At 42.5% G+C, this 20,972-nt stretch carries 15 protein-coding genes and 1 tRNA gene; 13 read left to right on the top strand and 3 right to left on the bottom strand.

The window, feature by feature from the left end; translation table 11 throughout:
- The first annotated feature begins 74 nt into the window (after positions 1–74).
- From B3R63_RS00450 to B3R63_RS00405, 10 genes are all read left to right on the top strand, one after another.
- Positions 75–150: transfer RNA gene (locus B3R63_RS00450), tRNA-Trp, on the top strand.
- Positions 151–226: 76 nt separating this feature from the next.
- Complete coding sequence (gene secE / locus B3R63_RS00445; RefSeq protein WP_286727501.1) at positions 227–667, top strand: preprotein translocase subunit SecE; 441 nt, start codon at positions 227–229, stop codon at positions 665–667.
- Between the two features lie 6 nt (positions 668–673).
- Positions 674–1,207 carry a transcription termination/antitermination protein NusG gene (gene nusG / locus B3R63_RS00440; protein WP_005023018.1) on the top strand — a complete coding sequence of 178 codons (534 nt, stop codon included), beginning with the start codon at positions 674–676 and terminating at the stop codon, positions 1,205–1,207.
- A 111-nt stretch (positions 1,208–1,318) separates the two neighbouring features.
- Positions 1,319–1,747, top strand: a complete 429-nt coding sequence (gene rplK / locus B3R63_RS00435) for a 50S ribosomal protein L11 (RefSeq protein WP_005017067.1) — start codon at positions 1,319–1,321, stop codon at positions 1,745–1,747.
- A gap of 3 nt (positions 1,748–1,750) precedes the next feature.
- On the top strand, positions 1,751–2,446 hold the full coding sequence (rplA, locus tag B3R63_RS00430) for a 50S ribosomal protein L1 (RefSeq protein ID WP_005017065.1): 696 nt from the start codon (positions 1,751–1,753) through the stop codon (positions 2,444–2,446).
- A 271-nt stretch (positions 2,447–2,717) separates the two neighbouring features.
- Positions 2,718–3,224 carry a 50S ribosomal protein L10 gene (rplJ, locus tag B3R63_RS00425; RefSeq protein ID WP_005017063.1) on the top strand — a complete coding sequence of 169 codons (507 nt, stop codon included), beginning with the start codon at positions 2,718–2,720 and terminating at the stop codon, positions 3,222–3,224.
- Between the two features lie 48 nt (positions 3,225–3,272).
- The gene (gene rplL / locus B3R63_RS00420) at positions 3,273–3,644 is read left to right on the top strand and encodes a 50S ribosomal protein L7/L12 (protein WP_005017060.1); all 372 of its coding nucleotides are present in this window, start codon (positions 3,273–3,275) and stop codon (positions 3,642–3,644) included.
- A gap of 304 nt (positions 3,645–3,948) precedes the next feature.
- The gene (gene rpoB / locus B3R63_RS00415) at positions 3,949–8,037 is read left to right on the top strand and encodes a DNA-directed RNA polymerase subunit beta (protein WP_005017058.1); all 4,089 of its coding nucleotides are present in this window, start codon (positions 3,949–3,951) and stop codon (positions 8,035–8,037) included.
- A gap of 89 nt (positions 8,038–8,126) precedes the next feature.
- Entirely contained in the window at positions 8,127–12,317 is a 4,191-nt protein-coding gene (gene rpoC / locus B3R63_RS00410; RefSeq protein ID WP_005405985.1) for a DNA-directed RNA polymerase subunit beta', read from the top strand.
- Between the two features lie 200 nt (positions 12,318–12,517).
- Positions 12,518–12,877 (top strand): hypothetical protein, encoded by a 360-nt coding sequence (locus tag B3R63_RS00405; protein WP_005017055.1) that lies wholly within the window; start codon positions 12,518–12,520, stop codon positions 12,875–12,877.
- A gap of 47 nt (positions 12,878–12,924) precedes the next feature.
- Here the strand turns inward: B3R63_RS00405 and B3R63_RS00400 are convergent, their stop codons facing one another.
- A complete protein-coding gene (locus B3R63_RS00400; protein ID WP_286727495.1) occupies positions 12,925–13,425 on the bottom strand; it encodes a DUF4442 domain-containing protein in 501 nt (166 codons plus the stop codon).
- Positions 13,426–13,731: 306 nt separating this feature from the next.
- On the opposite strand from B3R63_RS00400, the gene B3R63_RS00395 reads away from it, so the two are divergent.
- The 3 genes from B3R63_RS00395 to htpG all read left to right on the top strand — a co-directional run bounded on the left by B3R63_RS00395 (position 13,732) and on the right by htpG (position 18,654).
- The gene (locus B3R63_RS00395) at positions 13,732–15,144 is read left to right on the top strand and encodes a Na+/H+ antiporter family protein (RefSeq protein ID WP_034684788.1); all 1,413 of its coding nucleotides are present in this window, start codon (positions 13,732–13,734) and stop codon (positions 15,142–15,144) included.
- A 381-nt stretch (positions 15,145–15,525) separates the two neighbouring features.
- The gene (locus B3R63_RS00390) at positions 15,526–16,125 is read left to right on the top strand and encodes an OmpW/AlkL family protein (RefSeq protein WP_286727494.1); all 600 of its coding nucleotides are present in this window, start codon (positions 15,526–15,528) and stop codon (positions 16,123–16,125) included.
- Positions 16,126–16,731: 606 nt separating this feature from the next.
- Positions 16,732–18,654 carry a molecular chaperone HtpG gene (gene htpG / locus B3R63_RS00385; protein WP_138000424.1) on the top strand — a complete coding sequence of 641 codons (1,923 nt, stop codon included), beginning with the start codon at positions 16,732–16,734 and terminating at the stop codon, positions 18,652–18,654.
- Between the two features lie 357 nt (positions 18,655–19,011).
- Here htpG and B3R63_RS00380 read toward each other — a convergent pair whose 3' ends face one another.
- Entirely contained in the window at positions 19,012–20,166 is a 1,155-nt protein-coding gene (locus tag B3R63_RS00380; RefSeq protein WP_005404530.1) for a hypothetical protein, read from the bottom strand.
- A gap of 254 nt (positions 20,167–20,420) precedes the next feature.
- Entirely contained in the window at positions 20,421–20,750 is a 330-nt protein-coding gene (locus tag B3R63_RS00375; protein ID WP_138000425.1) for a hypothetical protein, read from the bottom strand.
- Positions 20,751–20,972: the final 222 nt, after the last annotated feature.

Below are 20,972 nucleotides of genomic sequence, written 5' to 3'. Positions count from 1 at the left end.
GTTGCGAAAGTAACTGCATAATATATAATAGTTGAATCTTCAAGCCGTGAACCCTGATTTGCGGCTTGTCTTACAGGCCAGTAGTTCAATTGGTAGAGCGTCGGTCTCCAAAACCGAATGTTGGGGGTTCGAGTCCCTCCTGGCCTGCCACTTTTTCTGAATAAAAAAGCTTGATGCTGGCTGAATTGTCATATAATAAGTCGCGAATCCTACGACGAGTACAAAAATGTCGAATGATAAATCGCGTGACGCATTGAGCGACGCGCCAATTCCTCAAAGAAATAATCCTGCTGAAGTTGTCCGTTCCGGGTCTGTGCTAGATGTTTTGCTATGGCTTATTGCTTTAGCCTTATTAATCAGTGCGACTTTGGTGAACCAGCATCTGCCAGCGTATTGGGCACCTGCAAATGATATTTGGGTGCGCGTTGGGGTAATTTTGGCTTGTATCGTAGTGGCTTTAGGTTTATTATACGCCACCCATCAAGGCAAAGCCTTTATTCGTTTGTTGAAAGACGCGCGAGTTGAGCTGCGCCGAGTCACTTGGCCAACCAAGCAAGAAACCGTGACCGCATCTTGGCAGGTTCTTGTGGTTGTTATCATTGCATCAGTGGTATTGTGGTGTTTTGACTACGGATTGGGTTGGTTGATTAAGCTAATTATCGGGTAAAGAGCTATGAAACGTTGGTACATTATTCATGCCTATTCGGGCTATGAAAAACAAGTGATGCGTTCGCTTAATGATCGAATCCAGCGTAGCGCTGTTGCCGACAGCTTTGGTGAAGTCCTGGTCCCTACCGAAGAAGTGGTAGAGATGAAGGATGGCAAAAAACGTAAATCTGAACGTAAATTCTTTCCAGGCTATGTGTTAGTCGAAATGGAAATGAATGATGATACTTGGCATATTGTAAAAGAATGTCCAAAAGTGCTTGGTTTTATCGGTGGTACGCCTGAAAAACCTGCACCCATCACTCAGCGTGAAGCAGATGCGATTCTTGCACGTGTTCGCAATACTGGTGAAGCACCTCGTCCTAAGACAATGTTCGAGCCAGGTGAAGAATTACTCGTAGTTGACGGTCCATTCACCGACTTTAAAGGCGTGGTGGAAGAAGTTCAATACGATAAGTCACGTTTAACGCTGACCATCAATGTATTTAACCGACCTACACAGGTTGAACTCGAGTTTCGTCAAGTCGAAAAATCAGTTTAAGCTAGGTTGGTGTTAAAACGCCCGATTCGTCGGGCATTGTTATGGTAACGATTACTGTTACATCAATAAATCGGGGAGCCTGACGGCGTTTGTACCCAGAGGTATTTAATAATGGCTAAGAAGATTGACGGCTATATCAAGCTGCAAGTTCCAGCTGGTAAAGCGAATCCATCTCCACCGATTGGTCCTGCACTAGGTCAACGTGGTGTAAACATCATGGCATTCTGTAAAGAATTCAATGCTGCTACACAAAAAGTTGAACCAGGTCTGCCAATTCCTGTCGTGATCACTGTGTACAATGATAAATCGTTCACTTTTATCATGAAAACTCCACCTGCAGCAATTCTTCTTAAGAAAGCTGCTGGTATCCAAAAAGGTTCAGCTATACCTAACAAAACTAAAGTGGGTAAGTTGACTCGTGCTCAATTAGAAGAAATTGCGACTACTAAAGAACCAGATCTAACTGGTGCTGATTTAGACGCACGTGTACGTACCATTGCTGGTTCTGCGCGTTCTATGGGCTTGGAAGTGGAGCTATAAGACATGGCAAAGTTAACTAAACGTCAAAAAGCCATTGCTGCTGCTATTGAAGCAAACAAAGTTTACACTTTAGAAGAAGCAGTACAGGTTCTAAGCAGCCTTCCAGCAGCGAAATTCAAAGAATCTTTGGATATCGCAGTAAACCTGGGTGTAGATCCACGTAAATCTGACCAGGTTGTTCGTGGTGCGACTACGCTTCCTGCAGGTACTGGTAAAACTGTACGTGTTGCAGTTTTTGCTCAAGGTGCACAAGCAGAAGCAGCTAAAGCAGCTGGTGCTGATATTGTTGGTTTTGATGACCTTGCTGAGAGCATCCAAGGTGGTGATCTGAACTTTGATGTTGTGATCGCTGCGCCTGACGCTATGCGCGTTGTAGGTAAATTGGGTACGATCCTTGGTCCACGTGGCTTAATGCCAAACCCGAAAGTGGGTACTGTAACTCCTGACGTGGCAAATGCAGTTAAAAATGCAAAGTCAGGTCAAGCACGTTACCGTGTAGACAAAGCAGGTATTATCCATGCTGCAATCGGCCAGATTGGCTTTGAAGCATCTGCTGTTCGTCAAAACGTTGAAACTTTGATTGCTGATTTGAAAAAACTTAAACCAGCGACTTCAAAAGGTGTATACATCAAGAAAATCACACTAAGCTCTACTATGGGTCCTGGTCTGGTTGTTGATGTAAGCAACGTTTCTAACTAAGTTTATTCTTAGACAGAATTCTTAAAATCTCCAGTAGCTTGGAAATATAAATTTTTAGCAACTGGAGTGGACTTTGAATTGATAGGTTAAAGCCTATTAGCGTCAAAGACCTCAGGCGAGGGAAGGTCCTGTACCTGAACTCTTAATAGCCCAGCCTGCGTAGACGCGGTGGTGTGATTTATTCCTCCTCCGCGTGTAAGTCCAATGATTGGATTTACGAATTGGGAGTGTACCTGTTTGGGTACATAAATCACCGTTAGGAGGTTTTACAATGGCTCTTCTTATCGAAGACAAAAAACAGATCGTTGCAGAAGTAAGTGAAGTTGCTTCTAAAGCGTTCTCAGCTGTTGTTGCTGACTACCAAGGTCTGACAGTTGGGCAGTTAACTGCTCTTCGTGTTGAAGCTCGTAAGCTTGGTGTTACTACACGTATCGTGCGTAACACTCTGGCTAAGCGTGCTCTTCAAGATACTCAATTCAATATCTTGAATGACAACCTTGTTGGCCCAACAATCTTGGCTTTCTCAACTTCTGAAGATGACATGGGTGCAGCTGCACGCTTGTTTGAAGAATTTGCTAAAACTAACAAAGCATTTGAACTTAAAGCTGCTGCCTTTGATGGCAAAGTTTATGAAGGTGCTGAAGTTAGCGTAATCGCGAATCTTCCAAACCAAGAAAAAGCACTTACTATGCTTGCCAATGTTCTTCAGGCTCCTATCTCGAAATTGGGTCGCCTTATTACTGCGCTCAAAGAGAAAAACGAGTCAGAAGCTGCTTAAGCTTAAATCTACTTTCACACCATTCAATATCCATTTGGAGTTACTCTCATGGCTTTAACTAACGAAGAAATCTTAAATGCAGTTGCTGAAAAAACTGTTCTTGAGCTTGTTGAACTGATCTCTGCTTTCGAAGAGAAATTCAATGTATCTGCTGCTGCTGTAGCTGTTGCTGCTGCTCCAGGTGCTGGCGCTGCTGCTGCTGAAGAACAAACTGAATTCAACGTTGAGTTGACTTCTTTCGGCGCGAACAAAGTTGCTGTAATTAAAGCAGTTCGTGAAGCAACTGGCCTTGGTCTTAAAGAAGCGAAAGATCTTGTTGAAAGCGCTCCTTCAGCTGTTAAAGAAGGCGTTTCTAAAGAAGAAGGCGAAGAGCTTAAGAAAAAACTTGAAGAAGCTGGTGCTACAGTTACTCTTAAGTAATTCTTTAAGGAGTCGATTTTTTAATCGGCTCCATAAAATGGCTGATGGCTCTTGGGTCATCAGCCTTTTTGCGTTACAATAATCGGCTCGATTTTTGTTAGTTTGCTGAATATATCGGTTAATTTAATAATAAATCAAATAAATTCAAACGCTTACCAATATTTTTTGATTTGAAAATATTGATAAGCGTTTTCATACCACTCAAGATTGCAGCTTTTGTAAAAAGTGGTGGCCATATCGGCCTGCGTAATTCCTTCTGAGCCCGTTCTGCAGGCGGGCTTGGTTTACTTTCCGAGGACTCCAGATGGCATACTCATATACCGAAAAGAAACGGATCCGTAAGAATTTTGGTAAATTGCCCCAAGTCATGGAAGCACCGTACCTGTTGTCTATTCAAGTCGACTCGTACCGTACTTTCCTGCAAGACGGCAAAACTCCAAAAAACCGCGAAGATATCGGTCTCCAAGCCGCATTTCGTTCAGTTTTTCCTATAGAAAGTTATTCTGGCAATGCTGCTTTAGAATTTGTTGAGTATAGCCTTGGTAAACCCGAGTTTGATGTCCGCGAATGTATTCTTCGTGGCTCAACCTATGCGGCACCAATGCGCGTAAAGATTCGTCTGATCATTAAAGATCGCGAAACAAAATCAATCAAAGATGTTCGTGAACAAGAAGTCTATATGGGTGAAATTCCACTCATGACTGAAAATGGTACCTTTGTCATCAATGGTACCGAGCGTGTAATCGTATCTCAGTTACATCGTTCACCGGGTGTATTCTTTGACCATGACAAGGGTAAAACCCACTCAAGCGGTAAAGTGTTGTATTCAGCACGTATTATTCCTTACCGCGGTTCATGGCTTGATTTTGAGTTTGATGCCAAAGATCTGGTATATGTACGTATCGACCGTCGTCGTAAATTACTTGCTACTGTAGTTATGCGTGCGCTGGGCTATAACAATGAACAGATTCTGGATCTGTTCTATGAGAAAGTCCCTGTGTATCTGGATATGGGCAGTTATCAGATTGATCTCGTGCCTGAACGCCTGCGTGGTGAAATGGCCCAGTTCGATATTGCTGACAATGATGGCAAAGTAATTGTTGAGCAAGGTAAACGTATCAATGCACGTCATGTACGTCAAATGGAAGCTTCTGGCCTGACTAAACTGCCAGTTCCTGATGAGTACCTGTACGAACGGATTACTGCTGAAGATATTAGCCTGAAATCAGGCGATGTAATTGCTGCGAATACCTTGCTGAGCCATGAGATCATGGTGAAGATTGCTGAAGGTGGCGTGAAGCAGTTTAATATCTTGTATACCAATGATATTGACCGTGGTTCATTCGTGGCAGATACCTTACGTGCAGATACAACAAGTGGCCGTGAAGAAGCCCTGGTTGAGATCTATAAGGTAATGCGTCCAGGCGAGCCGCCAACAAAAGAAGCTGCTGAGAACCTGTTCAATAACCTGTTCTTCTCTTCTGAGCGTTATGACCTGTCACCTGTTGGTCGTATGAAGTTCAACCGTCGTTTAGGTCGCCCATACGAAGTAGGAACTGACCAGAAGTCACGTGAAGTTGAAGGTATTCTCTCGAATGAAGATATCATCGATGTATTACGTACTTTAGTTGAAATTCGTAACGGTAAGGGTGAGGTCGATGATATTGACCATCTGGGTAACCGTCGTGTTCGTTCTGTAGGTGAAATGACTGAGAACCAGTTCCGTGTAGGTCTGGTCCGTGTTGAACGTGCAGTTAAAGAGCGTCTGTCACAGGCAGAAACTGACAACCTGTCTCCACAGGACCTGATCAATGCTAAACCGGTAGCTGCTGCAATCAAAGAATTCTTTGGTTCAAGCCAGTTGTCCCAGTTTATGGATCAGAATAACCCGCTATCTGAAATTACACATAAGCGTCGTGTATCGGCACTTGGACCAGGCGGTTTGACCCGTGAGCGAGCAGGCTTTGAAGTACGTGACGTACACCAGACCCATTATGGTCGTGTGTGTCCGATTGAAACCCCTGAAGGACCAAACATCGGTCTGATTAACTCGCTGTCTGTATACGCAAAAACCAATGAATTTGGTTTCTTGGAAACGCCTTACCGTAAAGTGGTAGATGGCCGTGTAACAGATGAAGTTGAATATCTGTCTGCAATTGAAGAAGTAGGAACTGTGATTGCACAGGCCGACTCTGCACTCGATAAAGATGGTTATTTAACCGAAGAGCTGGTTTCTGTGCGTTACCAGGGCGAATTTGTGCGTATGGCTCCAGAGCGTATTACGCATATGGATGTTTCTGCACAGCAGGTAGTTTCTGTAGCGGCATCCCTGATTCCATTCCTTGAGCACGATGATGCCAACCGTGCATTGATGGGTTCAAACATGCAGCGTCAGGCTGTACCGACACTGATTGCGGACAAACCGCTAGTAGGGACAGGTATGGAAGCGAATGTTGCACGTGACTCAGGTGTATGTGTAATTGCAAAACGTGGCGGTACCATTGAATTCGTAGATGCGTCACGTGTAGTTATTCGTGTTAACGAAGACGAGATGATTGCGGGTGAAGCGGGTGTAGATATCTACAACTTGATCAAATACACACGTTCAAACCAGAATACCTGTATTAACCAGAAAGTTCTGGTGAATCTGGGTGATAAAGTTGGTCGTGGTGATGTACTGGCTGATGGCCCGTCTACGGATGGTGGTGAATTAGCGCTTGGTCAGAACATGCGTGTTGCATTCATGACTTGGAATGGTTACAACTACGAAGACTCAATCCTGCTTTCTGAACGTGTACTTCAGGAAGACCGTTTAACTTCTATTCACATTCAGGAATTGTCATGTGTAGCACGTGATACCAAACTGGGTGCAGAAGAAATTACTGCGGATATTCCAAACGTAGGTGAAGCTGCGCTTTCTAAACTGGATGAATCCGGTATTGTTTATATCGGTGCAGAAGTAACGGCTGGCGATATTCTGGTTGGTAAAGTGACACCTAAAGGTGAAACTCAGCTCACACCTGAAGAAAAACTGCTTCGTGCTATCTTCGGTGAGAAAGCAGCTGATGTAAAAGATTCATCTTTACGTGTTCCATCAGGTACCAAAGGTACGGTAATTGACGTTCAGGTGTTTACACGTGATGGTCTGGAAAAAGATGACCGTGCACTGGCGATTGAGAAAGCACAACTTGACGCTTATCGTAAAGATTTGAAAGAAGAATATAAAATCTTTGAAGAAGCGGCTCGTGAACGTATTGTACGTTTGCTGAAAGATCAGGTGTCTAACGGCGGTGGAAATACCAAACGTGGTGAGAAACTGTCTGAAGAATTGCTCTCTGGCCTTGAACTGATTGATCTGCTCGAAATCCAGCCAAGCGATGAAGCGATTGCTGAACGTTTAACCCAGATCCAGGTGTTCTTGAAAGAGAAAAGCACCGAGATTGACGAGAAGTTTGCCGAGAAGAAACGCAAGCTTTCTACGGGTGATGAGCTGACTCATGGCGTATTGAAAGTTGTGAAGGTTTATCTGGCAGTTAAACGTCGTATCCAGCCGGGTGATAAAATGGCGGGTCGTCACGGGAACAAGGGTGTGGTATCACAAATCCTGCCTGTAGAAGACATGCCACATGATGCCAATGGTGTTCCGGTTGATGTAGTATTAAACCCGCTAGGTGTACCATCACGTATGAACGTGGGACAGATTCTGGAAACACACTTGGGTCTTGCTGCAAAAGGTTTGGGTGAGCAGATCGACAAGATGCTTAAACAGCAGCGTGCTATTGCTGAACTGCGTGATTTCCTTGATAAGATTTACAATAAAGTCGGTGGTGAGCAAGAACAGCTTGATACACTGACTGATGATGAAATCTTGAAACTTGCAGGAAACCTCAGCAAGGGTGTGCCACTGGCAACTCCAGTATTTGATGGTGCCGAAGAAGGCCAGATCAAAGAGTTACTTGAACTTGCAGAACTGCCACGTTCTGGCCAGCAGATCCTGTTTGATGGACGTACAGGCGAACAGTTTGACCGTCCGGTAACTGTAGGTTACATGTACATGCTTAAACTCAACCACTTGGTGGATGACAAGATGCATGCGCGTTCTACCGGTTCTTACTCGCTAGTAACGCAACAGCCGCTTGGTGGTAAAGCACAATTCGGTGGTCAGCGTTTCGGTGAGATGGAAGTCTGGGCACTTGAAGCTTACGGTGCAGCATATACTCTTCAAGAGATGCTGACCGTGAAGTCGGATGACGTTGAAGGCCGTACCCGCATCTATAAGAATATTGTAGATGGAAACCATTATATGGATCCGGGCATGCCTGAATCGTTCAACGTATTGACCAAAGAGATCCGTTCTTTAGGTATCAACATTGAACTGAAAAATGGTGACTAAGGTCTAGGACCTTTCACCTTTTCAGGTAAACACAATATTTGTGACCCAGCCGGGCGGGCGATGTGCCCACCGGCACACGGAGAAAAAAATTGAAAGACTTGCTCGATATCATGCGTAAGAAAACGGATTCAGACGGTCATGCACCGGTTGAATTTGACCGTATCCGTATTGGTCTTGCGTCACCAGAAATGATTAAGTCATGGTCTCACGGCGAAGTGAAAAAGCCTGAGACAATTAATTATCGTACCTTTAAACCGGAGCGCGACGGTTTATTCTGTGCCAAAATTTTTGGTCCAGTAAAAGATTACGAATGCTTGTGTGGTAAATACAAGCGTATGAAGTACAAAGGCGTCATCTGTGAAAAATGTGGCGTTGAAGTAACAACTGCGAAAGTTCGTCGTGAACGTATGGGTCACATCGAGCTTGCCTCTCCAGTGGCACACATTTGGTTCCTGAAATCATTGCCGAGCCGTATTGGTCTGCTTCTTGACATGACCTTGCGTGATATTGAACGTGTACTGTATTTCGAATCTTATGTAGTGACTGATCCGGGTATGACTCCGTTTGAGAAATACCAGTTGCTTACTGATGAAGAATACTACAACGCACTTGAAGAACACGGTGATGAATTCACCGCAAAAATGGGTGCGGAAGCTGTTCAAGACCTGTTAAAAGATATTGATCTTGAAGCAGAAATCTCTCGTTTGCGTGAAGAAATTCCACAAACTACGTCTGAGACCAAGCTCAAGAAAGCATCAAAACGTCTTAAACTGATGGAAGCTTTTAAAGAGTCGAACAATAAGCCGGAATGGATGGTGATGAATGTACTGCCAGTACTTCCACCAGATCTTCGTCCGTTAGTTCCACTTGAGGGCGGCCGTTTTGCGACTTCTGATCTGAATGATCTTTACCGTCGTGTGATCAACCGTAACAACCGCTTAAAACGTCTTCTTGACCTGGCTGCTCCAGATATTATCGTACGTAATGAAAAACGTATGCTTCAAGAATCTGTAGATGCATTGCTGGATAACGGACGTCGTGGTCGTGCCATTACTGGTTCTAACAAACGTCCTTTAAAATCTTTGGCAGACATGATCAAAGGTAAGCAAGGTCGTTTCCGTCAGAACTTGCTGGGTAAACGTGTTGACTATTCTGGCCGTTCAGTAATTACGGTAGGGCCGTCTCTACGACTGCATCAGTGTGGTCTGCCTAAGAAAATGGCACTTGAACTGTTCAAGCCATTTATTTTTGCAAAATTGCAGGCTTCAGGCCAAGCAACTACCATTAAAGCTGCCAAGAAAATGGTTGAGCGCGAAACTCCAGAAGTTTGGGACGTTCTTGCTCATGTTATTCGTCAGCACCCGGTTATGCTAAACCGTGCGCCAACACTTCACCGTCTGGGTCTTCAAGCTTTTGAACCGATCCTGATTGAAGGTAAGGCAATCCGTCTGCATCCACTGGTATGTACCGCATTTAACGCCGACTTTGACGGTGACCAAATGGCTGTACACGTACCATTGACGCTTGAAGCCCAGCTTGAAGCACGTGCACTGATGATGTCGACTAATAACATCCTGTCTCCTGCGAATGGTGAACCGATCATTGTGCCGTCTCAGGACGTGGTCTTAGGTCTTTACTACATCACCCGTGATGCAGTGAATGCCAAAGGTGAAGGCATGGTGTTTGCTGATACGCATGAGGTAAACCGTGCACTGGCTACCGGTCAGGTAGCGATGCATGCCCGCGTAAAAGCACGTGTACACCAGACCATTATTAATGAAAATGGTGAGCGCGAGCAGCAGACAATCATTGTACAGACCACGCCAGGCCGCTGCCTGCTATGGGAAGTTGTGCCGGAAGGTTTAAGCTTCGAGCAGATCAATGTAGAGATGACCAAGAAAAATATCTCGAAACTGATTAACTCTTGCTACCGTAAGCTGGGCCTGAAAGATACTGTTATTTTTGCTGACCAGTTAATGTACTTGGGCTTCCGTCAAGCGACTCGCTCTGGTGTATCTGTTGGTATGGAAGACATGGTTATTCCGCCACAGAAACAGGCAATTATTGACAAGGCGGAAACTGAGGTTCGTGAAATTGAACAGCAGTTTGAACAGGGCTTTGTTACCGCAGGTGAGCGTTATAACAAAGTAGTGGATATCTGGGCACGTACTAATGACCAGGTTGCAAAAGCGATGATGGATAACCTGTCATTTGTAAGTGTAACCAACCGTGAAGGCCAGGAAGAAAAGCAGAAATCATTTAACTCGATTTATATGATGTCTGACTCTGGTGCGCGTGGTAGTGCAGCGCAGATTCGTCAGCTCGCAGGTATGCGTGGTCTGATGGCGAAACCGGATGGTTCGATCATTGAAACACCAATTAAAGCAAACTTCCGTGAAGGTTTGACTGTACTTCAGTACTTCATCTCGACTCACGGTGCACGTAAAGGTCTGGCCGATACCGCATTGAAAACTGCGAACTCGGGTTACCTGACGCGTCGTCTGGTTGACGTAGCGCAAGATTTGGTTATTACTGAGCCGGACTGTGGCACTGTGGGTGGCTTGACGATGACTCCACTCATTCAGGGTGGTGACGTGATCGAGCCGTTACGTGATCGTGTACTGGGCCGTGTGATTGCTGAAGATGTTATCCGTCCAGGCAGTGAAGAGGTTCTCTTCCCGCGTAATACGTTAATTGACGAAAAAATTGCTACTCAGCTTGAAGAAGCAGGTATCGATGAAATCCGTGTACGTTCAGTGATCAGCTGTGACTCTGCATTTGGTGTTTGTGCAAAATGTTATGGTCGTGACCTTGCACGTGGACATCTTGTGAATCCAGGTGAATCTGTTGGTGTTATGGCAGCGCAGTCGATTGGTGAACCAGGTACACAGTTAACCATGCGTACCTTCCACGTGGGTGGTGCTGCAAGCCGAACTTCTGCTGCAAACAGTGTTCAGGTACGTAACAAAGGTACTGTACGTTTCCATAATGTGAAAACTGTACAGCATGCTAAAGGCCACTTGGTTTCAGTTTCCCGTTCGGGTGAAGTTGGTATTGCTGATGAGCTGGGTCGTGAGCGTGAACGTTACAAACTGCCGTATGGTGCAAGCATTCTGCTGAAAGAAGGTGAAGCTGTAGAAGCTGGTGGTATTGTGGCAACTTGGGATCCGCATACCCATCCGCTGGTAACAGAAGTGGCTGGTAAGGCGCGTTTCTCGCAAATTACTGATGGTGTGACTGCAACATCGAAAACAGATGATGCAACAGGTATGACTACTGTTGAGATTCTGCCAGTGACTGCTCGTCCTGCATCAGGTAAAGATTTGCGTCCAGCGATCGTACTTGATACAGCAGATGGCGGTGAACAGTTCTACTTCCTGCCACAGAACACGATTGTGACTGTACGCAGCGGTGAAACAATTGGCGTAGGTGATGTTATTGGCCGTGTACCACAGGAATCTTCACGTACTCGTGATATTACCGGTGGTCTGCCACGTGTTGCCGACCTGTTTGAAGCACGTAAGCCAAAAGAGCATGCGATCTTGGCAGAAGTATCAGGCGTAGTAAGCTTCGGTAAAGAAACCAAAGGTAAAAACCGTCTGGTAATTACTCCGGATGATGGTGCTGAAGTTTATGAAGAGCTGATTCCTAAATGGCGTCAGATCAACGTGTTCGAAGGTGAGCATGTGAATCGTGGTGAAGTCATTTCTGATGGTCCACAAAATCCACATGATATCTTGCGTTTGAAAGGCGAAGTGGCATTGACCAACTACATCGTGAACGAAGTTCAGGACGTTTACCGTCTTCAGGGTGTAAAAATCAATGACAAGCATATTGAAGTCATCGTACGTCAAATGCTGCGTAAGGTTGAAATCACTGATGGTGGTGATTCAAGCTTCATTAAAGGTGAACAAGTGGATTATATCCGCGTGGTTCAAGAGAACCAGGCAGTTCTGTCTCAGAACAAGTTCCCTGCGAAGTTTGAACGTCAACTGATGGGTATTACCAAAGCATCATTGTCGACTGACTCCTTCATTTCTGCTGCATCGTTCCAGGAAACCACTCGTGTGTTAACTGAAGCAGCTGTAACAGGTAAGGAAGATGATCTGCGCGGCCTGAAAGAAAACGTGGTAGTAGGCCGTCTGATTCCGGCAGGAACAGGCTTGGCTTATCACTTGGAGCGTCGTCGTCAGGAAGCAGAAGCTGCAGAATTCGCTTTGGCTAATGACTTCTCTGAAGTAGATCAGGCATTTTCTCAAGCACTGAATGAAGAGCTTTAAGTTCTAGAATTTAAAAAAAGCACCTAAGGGTGCTTTTTTTATAGCTGCGAAATGATATTTCTTGATAAATCATACCTGATAAAGTGCATGAGTTTTTTACATAAATTACTGAATACTTACTTAGTTCATAACATATTCATCAGAATTGCTGCATAAATTTAAACTAAGCTAATAAAGCATAGAAGCAGGGGATAATAACCATGAAAAAATTAGTTAGCGTATTGGCAGTGACCACTGCATCAGTATTTATGTTGGCAGGTTGTGAAAACATGTCACCTCGTGAGCAGCGCATTGGTGCGGCGGCTTTAGGTGGTGCGGTAGGTGGTGGAGCAGGGAATGCAGTAGGCGGTAAAGTCGGTGCTGGTTTAGGTGCAGCGGCTGGCGCAGGCGTAGGTACTAATTCTCAAGGTGGCACGCGCGGCAGTACCACAGGTAGTGCAATTGGTGCAGGTCTGGGAGCAGTCGTTGGTGAAGCAGTCATTGGTGGTAATGCTGGCGCTGCAATTGGTGGGGCGCTTGGTGGTGGCGCCGGTGTAGTTATCCAGGAAAGACGTCGCTAACAGCACAGAAAAAATAAGCGCTAGATGCGCTTATTTTTTTGCATAGATTAAATTTGAGTATAGGGTTTAATCAGCGTTTTAGATTTTTTACGGCGGATATATAAGGTTTTTTGCACTTCAGCAATTCTGACGCCTTGATCATCCAGAATATTTAAGGTGTAGTGACGAAGGACAGGTTCATAATTGTGGGCCAGCCTTCTGATTTCTTCAAGTTCTTCCTGGCTTAGACGTATATCGGCATATACAGTGCTGCGTCCTGGCGAAAGGAAACTGATAGAGGCTGCTTTATCCCATACAATATATTTATTGCCTAAGTGGTGCATAAGCATGAGCATATAAAATGGGTCGACCATGGAATAAAGGCTACCACCGAAATGAGTTCCTACGATATTCTGGTTTTTACGGGTCAGTGGCATTTTAACCCGGATATGATAATTGGGCAGATCAATCTGATCGATCATAATTCCGGCACCGCGATAAGGGGAATAGCGGTTAATCATGAATTTGGACACTACAGGAATATTCTGGAGTTTCTTTAAAAGATTCATACGGACCTATAATTTTTGTCTTTATAAAATAATATTAAGTTAACTAAGATAAAATCGCATTGATCATATACTGTTCTCGTCTGAATAAATGGTCAATCTATACAAATTTGCAAACAGATTAGTTAAATTATCAATAAAAACTCTAGAGTAAATAAATTCAAAATAACTATAAATATTTGAAAAATATTGACTAAACTTGGTTCTTATCTGCATGGTCCCTATGAGTTTTCTATAGCAGCTGATAGTAAGCTTGCGACTGAAAAAATTCTGTTAAAATGAGGCACTTTTTGTTTCTTCATTAAATTCATGAACGCAGTCGTAATCGCAATTGCCGTGATGTTTATTTTATCCATCGCGCGAGTTTCTGTTGTTTTGACACTAGTCATTTCAGCAATGATTGGGGGCCTGGTTGCTGGTTTAAGCCTATCTGATACAGTAAGTGCATTTAATGCAGGCTTGGGTGATGGTGCCGAAGTAGCACTCGCTTATGCAGTATTAGGTGCTTTTGCCCTGGCTTTATCTAAATCAGGTTTACCAGATTTACTGGCACATAAACTGATCGGCTTGCTCGGAGCAGAAGTCTCTCAGGCACGTGCTAAGAAAGTAAAGTTTTTGCTGTTAGGAATATTACTGATTTCAGCTATCTGTTCTCAAAACCTGATTCCAGTTCATATCGCTTTTATTCCGGTCTTGGTTCCGCCTTTACTTAAGGTCATGAATCATCTTAATCTGGATCGTCGAGCAGCTGCTTGTGTCTTAACACTAGGTTTAGTGGGGACTTATATCTTCCTGCCAGTCGGTTTTGGGGCGATTTTCCTTGAGCAGATTCTCATGGGAAATATTAACAAGATTGGGGCTGCTTATAATCTGCATGTGGACCGTTGGATGATGCCTATGGGTATGGCTATTCCTGTATTAGGTATGCTTCTTGGTACTTTAGTGGCTGTATTCATCAGTTACCGTAAACCACGCCATTACGTAGATAAAGCGGTCACCCGTGTCACCACTATTGATTTAGATAAACCTGTTCGCATTGGTGAAGTAAAACTTGAGGAAGATGCCAAAGAATTGCAGCAGGTTGCGAGTGAAGCTCCAGTTATTTCAAAGAAAACCATGATCATGGCTTTTCTGGCAATTGCATTAACTCTGGCTGCTCAACTCTATTCAGGTTCAATGATTCTGGGTGGTCTAGTCGGTTTTGCAGTACTTTCTGCTTCAGGTATCTTTAAGTGGCAAGATGCTGATGACGTATTTGTACAGGGTATGCGCATGATGGCCTTGGTCGGCTTTATCATGATCTCGGCTGCTGGTTTTGCTTCAGTGATGACCCATACCGGTGACATTAATAGTCTGGTTAATGGGGTTGTACATCTAATTGGAGATAACCATGCACTGGCTGCATTTCTTATGCTGTTTATCGGCCTATTTGTCACCATTGGTATTGGTTCATCGTTCTCGAGTGTGCCAGTACTAGCAGTAATTTATGTTCCGCTATGTGTACAGTTCGGTTTTAGTCCTTTAGCCACAGTTGCACTGATTGGTACAGCGGCAGCTCTAGGTGATGCCGGTTCTCCTGCTTCAGATTCCACTTTAGGGCCTACTGCCGGTTTGGGAATAGATGGTCAGCATGATCACATTTGGGATACAGTAATACCTACATTTATCCATTTTAATATTCCGCTGCTTATCTTCGGCTGGATTGCTGCGATGGTACTTTAAATCCATCTGGTTATTAGCTTTTTCAAGGCTCCGATTTATCCTCTTAAGCTCATCTTAAAAATGAGCTGTTTAAAGAGAAAATCTGGAGCCTATTTTATTTTAATATAAAGTTAAAATTAAAATAAATCCGATTAAATTAATATGAATAATTAAGCCTATAGATAATTATATTGATAATATATATTTTAAATAAACTATATTGTATTACTCGGATTAATATTTTTTCTTTTAATTTAAAACCTAGTATTTTAGTAAATTTAAAATAAAAACATTATAAATCAATGTATTAAAAATAAAATAAAATTTATATTATTTATGCTATTGCATATTATTAATACACACGATTATTATAAAAATGTTAATTGTTGAGGTGATTTAAACATGTTAAAAAATATACTTGTTTTTGCTTTGCTGGGATTATCTACTTCTGTGTTTGCTGGGGACTGGCAAGTGAAAATGGGCGCTAGTGTATTGGCTCCTCAAAATGATGATAATGGGACGATTGCAAACACAACAGCAACCGTGAGCAATGAAATTGGCTTTACTCCATCGATAGAATATTTCTTTGCAGATTCCCCTTTTTCTGTAGAACTTCTGCTTGCTACACCATTTAAACATGATGTTATTCTGGAAAATGTAGGAGAAGCCAGTTTTAAACATTTACCACCAACGCTTACTGCAAAATATAATTTCAAGAATGCCAGCCGTTTTACACCTTATATTGGCATCGGTGCCACAGTAGCCGTGCCATGGGATGAAAAACTCAAAGGTTCTGATGCAAAACTTGAAGCTGATGTGACGTATGGTGTAGCCGGACAGGTGGGCTTTAATTTCCAGCCTGCTGATGCACAAAACTGGGGAGTATTTGTCGATGTACGTTATGCACAGGTTGAATCTGACTTGAGTTTAAATGGTACAGATATTGGTACGCTGGATATTAATCCGTGGGTTTATACACTCGGCTATAGTTATAAATTCTAAATTTTTGAAATATGTAAAACCCATATACCCAGACAGGATGTCAGGGTATAACACAATAAAAAGATTAAAAATCATTCAGAGCTTTTGTTCATTTCATTCTTGTTAAAAATCATTGCCCCTAATCTATAGGGTTTTCTTAATCGGGTTTTAAATTAATTTCAGATAAGAGGCGGTTAGATTGAAATATAGGATTGCAGGCTGACTATTTTTAGAAATATCAGTTTTACACTACTGCCATAGTTCTTTTTATGAAAGACTCAGTCTTCAAGTGAGCCTATCATCTGCCAATACCAGACTCTACCTGATGCGAATAATAAAATAGCGATAATTTATTCTGTTGTGAAGCAGTGAGTACTGATGGCTATTCCTGCCATTATTTAGAAACAATAGGTGAAATAGTTGTATCTGCGTGACCAGTATGTTGCCTCTATCGCATGCTTTCAGGACGTATACAAGTTACAGCAACCGGAGGGCTACAGATTATAGTCATACCCACAAAGACCTTTTTAAAATAAAAATATTTACCCGGATCTATTGAAAAATATAAGCCACACTCCATTGATAAGGCATTCAATAAAAATGACTGCTTATCTGAAGGAGTGAATCATGAGTGAACAAAGCACATCACAAAACTATAGCTTTCAGGCTGAAGTAGCCCAGTTATTACATCTGGTTACTCATTCTCTCTATTCCAATCCTGAAATTTTTCTTCGCGAACTGATCTCTAACGCATCAGATGCCTGTGACAAGTTGCGTTTTGAAGGTATCAACCATCCTGAATATTATGAAAACGATCCAGATCTGCATGTACGTATCAGTTTGGATAAAGACAATAAAACCATAACCATTTCTGATAACGGTATCGGTCTGAGTCAGCAGGAAGCGATTGATAATCTGGGTACGATTGCCAAATCAGGTACGAAAGACTTTATGTCTAAACTGACAGGCGATCAAAAATCTGATGCTCAGCTGATTGGACAGTTCGGTGTCGGTTTTTATTCGGGTTTCATTGTAGCAGACAAGATTACAGTAGAATCGCGCCGTGCTGGTGCCGAAGCAAATGAAGGCGTACGCTGGATTAGCGGTGGTACTGGTGAATTTGAAGTTCAGCAAATTGAAAAAGTATCTCGCGGTACAGATATTATTCTGCATTTGCGTGAAGATGCGTTGCAGTATCTGGAAAGCTATAAAGTTAAACAGATTGTGAATAAATACTCTGACCATATCAGCCTGCCAATACAGATGCAAAAAGAAGTCTGGCAGGAAGCAGAAGCGACCGAAGGTGAAGAAGCCAAGGGTGGCAAGATGGTCAAAACTGATGAATGGGAAGTTATCAACTCAGCCAGCGCACTTTGGACCCGTAATAAAAACGAGATTACCGAAGAGCAATATATCGAGTTTTATAAAAATTTAACGCATGACTTTGAAGCTCCTTTAGCATGGGCACATAACCGGGTTGAAGGCAGTACCGAATATACCCAGTTGTTATATGTACCGAGTAAAGCACCACATGATATTTTCACTCGTGAGGCCAAAGCTGGTATCAAGCTCTATGTAAAGCGTGTCTTTATTATGGACGATGCAGATAACCTGATTCCAAATTATCTGCGTTTTGTACAGGGCGTGGTAGATAGTGCTGACCTTCCATTAAACGTGAGTCGTGAATTGCTACAGGAAAGCCGTGATGTTAAAACCATCCGCGAAGGCAATGCACGCCGTATTTTGACCATGCTTGATACCTTGGCTAAATCTGAAGATGAAAAAGACCAGGAAAAATTTAAGCAGTTCTATACTGAATTTGGTGCAGTGCTGAAAGAGGGCTTAGGAGAGGATTTCAGCAATCGTGAGCGTATTCTTAAACTGTTACGCTATGCAACTTCAAACAATGATGAAGTCACCACTTCTCTGACAGATTATAAAGCACGCATGAAGGACGGTCAGAAGGCAATTTATTATGTTACTGCCGATAGTCTAACTGCTGCCAAAAACTCCCCTCAGCTGGAATTATTCAAAAAGAAAGGTATTGAAGTTCTGCTGATGTCTGAGCGTGTTGATGAATGGGCTATGAACTTTGTAAATGAGTTCGATGGCATACCGATGCAGAATATCTCCAAAGGGGCAGTGGACTTGGGTGATCTTCAGGATGCGGAAGAGAAGAAAGCTCTTCAACAAGCACAGGAACAGCTTAAGCCGGTGGTAGAAAAGCTGAGTGGAGCCTTGAAAGATAAAACCAAAGAAGTCCGTGTAACTACGCGTCTGGTTGATTCACCGGCCTGTTTGGTTACAGCTGAAGGTGAGCTTTCTCCACAACTTGTTCGTATGCTGAAACAGGCCGGGCAGCCTATTCCAGAGAGCAAACCAATTCTGGAAATTAATCCTGAACATCCGCTGGTACAAAAGCTTGAAAATACTGAGCAGTTTGATGAATTGGCAAACGTAATCTTTGATCAGGCCATGATTGCAGAAGGGGGCTTACCAGAAGACCCGGCAGCCTATCTAAAACGTATCAACAGTTTATTACTGAAATAAAATTTTTATAAAAAAGCCTCCTTTGGGAGGCTTTTTTATATGATGTGGTTATACATCTATTTATAAACTTTCATTCAGCTTAGACTTAAATAAATAATCTATAAAATCAATTCAATTTAAATTATAGAATTAACTGGGGTAATATAATTTTAGTCATTTCCTTATCATCTTAGCCACACTAATATCTATTAATATGACTAAAAAACTAAACCTTTAAGTTCTATAAACTGGATATTTAAATAAGTTCCTATGAAGACTCATAATATTGGAATACACTCCTATATATAGCAGCGTATTATATTTAATGATTCCTGTAGACCTATACAATATCTTTCTACCTATTAATTTACTGTTAAATTAAAAAATTGCTTCCAGACGCACCAGTGTACTTAAGTAATGACTCCGGTCTTCACGTTGATCATTTTGATAATTCAGGTCTCCCTGTACATAGAACCATTCACGCCAAAGCGGTTGACGCCATGAAATAAAGGGCCCCCAACTGTTTAAACGCAGGTCGCTATTATTATAAAAACCGCCCGTATAAAGACCATAGTTAAAACGGTTTCCGGCAAAGAACTGGTGTTCGCGATAGGCCCGGTTGTCCCAAGTGAGGTCATCATCCTGTTCATCGGCATAGACTAGTGAAAACTGGTTAGCAAGCACAGGTTGCTCTGGACGGGCATGCACCAGTTCCAGATTGGTCCTTAAATAATTTTCACTGTCGATACCATAACGATAGATTTGTTCAGCATGGAAAGTAAAATCATTACGCAGTTGCCAATCACGTTCGGCCTTTATCCGCGCATAGATATCATCACCTGAGCGGATACCTAAGTCAGCATCAATTTCAAAGGGTAGGCGCTTGGCAAAATTCGACCAGCGTAAAGCAAGAGAAGAATTTTCTTCACGGGTACGACGCGTATCAAGAGATTTACCCGGCTCATTACGGTTTTCATTACTAATTGCGACATTATTACGAATCTCGTTATCAAGAGATTCATCACCAAATACAATGCTTAAACGTTTTTCCAAGGTGGGCAAATTAATTTTACCCCGAATACGCGGTTTAATTTCATAGCCATCATGTTTATCCCAGCGGTTATCAATTAAAATTCGTAGTGTTGCATCTGCTGGTTTGTTTGGATCTGTCTCACCAAACCAGTTATCAATTTTATTTGAAGATCTATCAGCCCAGTTGCGGATCTGACGTTGTTTGCGGTCGGCCCAACTTTTGTCTTCAGTTACCTCTGTTGGAGGCACAATAGGTTCATCAGACTGCTTGGGTAACAGAGTAGGCGTTTTATCTACCCATGATGGGATATAGTCCAGCCATTCTGGTCCCCGCTCTTCAACAGGCAAGTCAGCTTCATTATCCTGGCTTTTATCGCCTAGATAATTGGCGTAGGGAAGAGTGGCTGTTTTAGTTTCAGCAAAGCTATATGCACTACCTAATGCCCCAGCCGTAAAGATTAGCCCTTGTAAAAATAAATTTAAAACCTTAAGTTTTTTCATTGTAAAATCATTATTGTTACATTTGTCGGCTAACACTTTTGTTGATTTGTCCTATAAATGCAAGATATAGCTACAAAATAAAAAAAAATCCTTTATTATTTTAACGTTAGAGTATTTAGACTAATTTATACTGTTATAGACTGTCAGATTAAGCCCATTTTATGAGCCTATTAGCTGAAAGTATAGAATGCTAAATTTAAAGACGCTTGTAAAAAGAGCCAATACTATGGCTCTCTTTAACAATTTTCTAATAACTAGACAGCAGACTTCTTAAACCATTGAAAAAAGCCTTTTCTAGGTGAGCTTTCAGCAATTGTTTTTTCTTTCATCTTTTCTAATTGTTCTTGAGCCGCAGCTCTCTGTTTTTCCTGTTCTGATTTGCTCAAAGGAGCTTGTGCTTCTTGCTTGGTACTTTCAACCGAAGGTTCAGACTTGGCAGCTGAACGGGGTTTATTCTGCAGTTGATTATCGGATATCTTGCCTTCTGTTGTTATGGGCTGAGTATTCATAGCTTCGCCTGCAGCCGATACCTGTCCCGATACCATAATTATGGCAACAGCAACTACAGATTTCATAAAGCCCATGAAAAAATTCCTTCATTAAAAAAAACGGTCTGTATAAGAGTGACTATCTTAACAGTAAGGTTTATTTTAATACTTCATTATCTGAATTGCTGTTTTAAAAAGCCGCAACTTTATAAAATTGTCTAAAAAACGGACATTAATTACATTTGCTCTACAGATGCTGATGTTAACTATGTTCGCGTGAGAAGTTATATAAAAATCAAACTGCTCTAAAAATGGCTA

This window comes from Acinetobacter sp. UBA1297, assembly GCF_002307755.1.
Classification (GTDB): domain Bacteria; phylum Pseudomonadota; class Gammaproteobacteria; order Pseudomonadales; family Moraxellaceae; genus Acinetobacter; species Acinetobacter radioresistens.
This window is presented reverse-complemented; position numbering and strand designations above follow the sequence as displayed.